Source organism: Niameybacter sp. (genome assembly GCF_036655075.1).
Classification (GTDB): Bacteria; Bacillota; Clostridia; order Lachnospirales; family Cellulosilyticaceae; genus Holtiella.
In genome coordinates this window covers 1-3,932 of sequence record NZ_JAVVQU010000093.1, presented here as the reverse complement: position 1 = coordinate 3,932, position 3,932 = coordinate 1, and the positions used below count along the sequence as shown (strand labels likewise).

Genomic DNA, 3,932 nt, shown 5'->3' with positions numbered 1-3,932 from the left:
AAGCTACTTTTTGCTCAATCTTCTAACAAGCCCATCTTAATAGGATGTCTAATAACGGTTTTCCATTTTTCTGGTGCTATCCTTCTTGCATCGGAAAGATAGATCTCATGATGTAGACGCTTATTGGAAAAATCATTGACATACCCATTTTCTTGCAAAAATTTGTCCATGACGGCAACTGTATGAGGCTCGTCATCGAAAGGCCCAATATGCATCATCTGTACGCATAGCCCTTCTCGCATTGTTAAATACTCCACCCCTTGGCAGTCTAACTTTTTCTTTTTTGTTGCTTGGTCTACTGCCCAATTGAAGTCTTCTTGTGTTGCAAAATCAGGCAATCTAATCACTGCAATCCAGTTAAAGGTACGCTTATTGGAATAGTCCACGCCTTTTATATTATCCTGCCACCAAAAGCCTTCAAGGGGTGGTACAACAAACTCAAAAAAGCCTTCTATTTCTCTTGCACCTTTATAACTCATTTTTATAGTGTACGCTACTGCATACACTACACTGATTGCCTGGCTGTAAGCTCCATCCTTTTCGTTTGGATCTCCTTTACCTCTCATTGCAATATAATTTATTTCTGGTACATCTATTATTTCAGGTTTATTTTGGGGTATATAAAATGTTTTATATACTTTCTTAAAATCAAATGCCATATTCTGCTTCCTCCATCCTTTTTATCTTTATGACCTAACAACATCCTATCATATCTAATTTGACAACTGTATGTCATATTACCTGCACTATATTTCATCCATTTATCCATTTGCTTCATCTATTTACCCTTATCTATTTTCACCTATAAAACAGTTTTATTTTTATGCAACTTGTTAAATTCACTTTCTTGATTTATAGAGTCGCTAAGCCCTTCCATGTCAAATTTTAGTGTCCTCTTTTTAGGCTATATGCTGAAATTCAAATTTTCTAAAAATATCACTAGATTTCATGTTCCAAATGGTGCATACTTAATGCATAAGTGTTGGTTGCATAGTCACTCCTAGGCAAGCTATCTAACTGACATCACTAAGAGAAAGTTGAACCCTTTAGGCACCCCTCTCAGCCAAAAGTGATTCGCATTCATCTTAGGAACGAAAAGACATTAACTGTGGCTTAAGTCCTTTCGTGTATCCTCCTCACATTCAAGTCAAGCCTCTTACTCTACTTTTTTATGATCGTAGCCAACAATCGGTACTCTAGGTAAATCCTTTGTATAATCGCTTCACTCAGAATCTTGCCGTGTTAAGTCTATTAGACCGCTTTCACCTATAGTCCCCTGACGTGTCGCCTTATAGCAAGGTCATTCCAACACGTCCGTAGCGGAAAGCTTCCTTCATAAAATACTTGTAAGATTATTCCCTTTTATTTGTGAGATTTCGCCACACATAAGCATCCTATTCTAAGTCTGTCTATTGCAATGAGAGGGAGCATACTTGGAATAAGTTTCTTATGTTGTTCAAACGTTGCACGTCTATTTGTCCAAAATACTTCTACATAAAATAAGCTCAAGTCCTTTATGCTTTTAAGGACTTGAGCTTATTAGTGTTTCTATAATTTTAGATATGCCCGGGTATTCTTATTTGCCTATATTGAGTAACTTTTGTTTTAATTCGCCTTCAAGTCTACTTAACTCTACCTCTGCTGCTCGGCGTTTTTCTCTACCTTCTCCTTGAATACGTACTACCTCATCTAAAGTGGAGATTAAAGAAGCATTTGTATGTTTCAAAGTTTCTATATCTACTATGCCACGTTCTGACTCTTTTGCTGTTTCAATCGTGGCTGTTTTGAGTATATCTGCATTTTTACGTAAAAGGTCATTGGTCATATTGGTTACATCTCTTTGAGCTTTTGCTGCTTGCTCTGAATGGTTGATACCAATGGCTAATACCATCTGACTCTTCCATAGTGGAATAGTATTTACAATGGTGGATTGAATCTTTTCTGCCATAACTGTATCATTTCCTTGAACAAGACGAATCTGTGGTGCCATCTGAAGAGATACCATTCTTGTTAGCTCTAAATCATGTAACTTTTTCTCAAAGCGATTGCATAAAGAGGCTAAATCATTGGCTGCTTGAGCATCTTCTGGTAATCCTGTGCTATTCGCCTTAGCAAGTAAAGCTGGAATATCTTTTTCTTGTACTTCTGCTAATCTTTTTTTACCTGCTAAAATGTACATAGATAACTCTTTAAAGTAAGTTGTATTTAAGTCGTACATCTTATCCAGCATTGCAATATCTTTTAAAAGCTGTATTTGATGATTTTCTAAGACACTACAAATCCTATTTACATTGATTTCTGCCTTATCATACTTAACCTTCATGGTTGTTAACTTATTGGAGCTTCGCTTGAAAAAGCCCATAATCCCTTTTTCTTCTGGTGCTGTTTCTAGGGATTTAAGTTCTGTTACAACATCTGTTAACATCTGACCTACTTCACCTAAGTCTTTTGTTCTTACGTTATTTAGTGCACTTTCTGAGAAGTTGGCAATCTTCTTTTGAGCACCTGCTCCATACTGTAATACCATATTAGAATTTGTTAAATCAATTTTAGCAGCAAACTCATCTACCACTTTTTGCTCCTCAGGAGTTAATACAACCTCCTGTGCCTTTTGTGCAACTTCTACTACTGGTGGTGCTACACTTTCTGTCTCAAGCTCTATACCTGTTTCTAAAGTAAGTACAGGTACTTCATCAAACATACGCTCTATATCTTGACTCATCACTTCATCCTCCTGGTCTATTTAAAATCTGTTTCAGTCCATCCATCTCTAGCTAACATAGATTGTAATACTTCCGCATCTGTAGTCACATCAAAAGCTGCTTCTTGATATAGGTCATCTAAAAAGTGTTCAAAAGCTTCGTTAATTGTATCTAAGGTTTCCTCAATTTCTTTCTTTGCAGTGGTAATATTTTCTCCTTGAATATCTACTCTTTCAAATTCACCATAGGCCTTAACAAGCTTTAATGTGGTAGGTAGATAGTACTCCATAAACTTCCTCATGTCACCTGTGTACTTAGGATTTCTTTCTACTGAATCAAAAATCTTAACAATAATTGTTTCTAAGCGAAGAAGCTTCGCACTAATAATTTCTCCAGGAATTTCATCATTCACTTCCCTTAGAACTTTTATATGCTCTAGTCCTTCCTTCATTAATGGAGAGAGTTTAGAAGATGAGGTTCTTTTCTTGTTTGCCTCATTACTTGCTTGCTCTTTTTGTTCTTTTTGCTGTTTCATCGCATTTTGCTCTAATACATGCTGTCTATATCTGTCTTTATCCAAAATCAAGAGGTTTTCCTTTTCATCTAAATAAGCTTCAGTTAACATGCCATGACGAATCATCATTCTTAGGTCTCTCATTACAAATCTTCGTGACCTTCCTACATATTCTGCTAACTCTTTAGTTGAGCAGTACATTTTACCATCAAGCTCAGCAGTATAGCGCTTTAATCTTTTTAATTTTCCGCGGATTACATTACCTCTACCTAGCATAATAGCAAAAATAGCAAACAGGCCTGCTACTCCCCAAAAGAGAGGTGTTGTAATAGCTGATGCTAGACCTATTACTGTGCCTACAATAAAAAGTACTAATAGCAATACACTTGTAATGCCAATCCCAATACTGCCAAAAACAGTATATAAAGTCCCTGCCACCTTACCTACAGGGTTCACCTTAATCTTACGAATGGGGGCACTTTTTACAAATTGAGCTCTTGCACTCTTTTGTTGCTCATGCTTATAGGCATTATTCTTTAATTGCCTTCTTACTTCTTCAAGGGCGCCATTAACTGTACTAGAAATATCATGATTCAATTCTTTAAAGTCCTTAGAATCAATAATTTCTTTAGTAATATTTTTAATTTGTTCTCCTATGTCTAAAAAATCTTTATTATTCATTATAATAGAACCTTCCCTTACATTTACTGACTATT

At 36.0% G+C, this 3,932-nt stretch carries 3 protein-coding genes; all 3 read right to left on the bottom strand.

Going from position 1 to position 3,932, the window contains the following annotated elements; all coding sequences use genetic code 11:
* Positions 1-14: 14 nt before the first annotated feature.
* On the bottom strand, positions 15-659 hold the full coding sequence (locus RRY75_RS14005; protein ID WP_332528089.1) for a GyrI-like domain-containing protein: 645 nt from the start codon (positions 657-659) through the stop codon (positions 15-17).
* Positions 660-1,576: 917 nt separating this feature from the next.
* Positions 1,577-2,722: a toxic anion resistance protein gene (locus RRY75_RS14000; protein ID WP_332528488.1), complete on the bottom strand. Its 1,146-nt coding sequence runs from the start codon at positions 2,720-2,722 to the stop codon at positions 1,577-1,579.
* Between the two features lie 17 nt (positions 2,723-2,739).
* Positions 2,740-3,897: a 5-bromo-4-chloroindolyl phosphate hydrolysis family protein gene (locus tag RRY75_RS13995; RefSeq protein WP_332528060.1), complete on the bottom strand. Its 1,158-nt coding sequence runs from the start codon at positions 3,895-3,897 to the stop codon at positions 2,740-2,742.
* Positions 3,898-3,932: the final 35 nt, after the last annotated feature.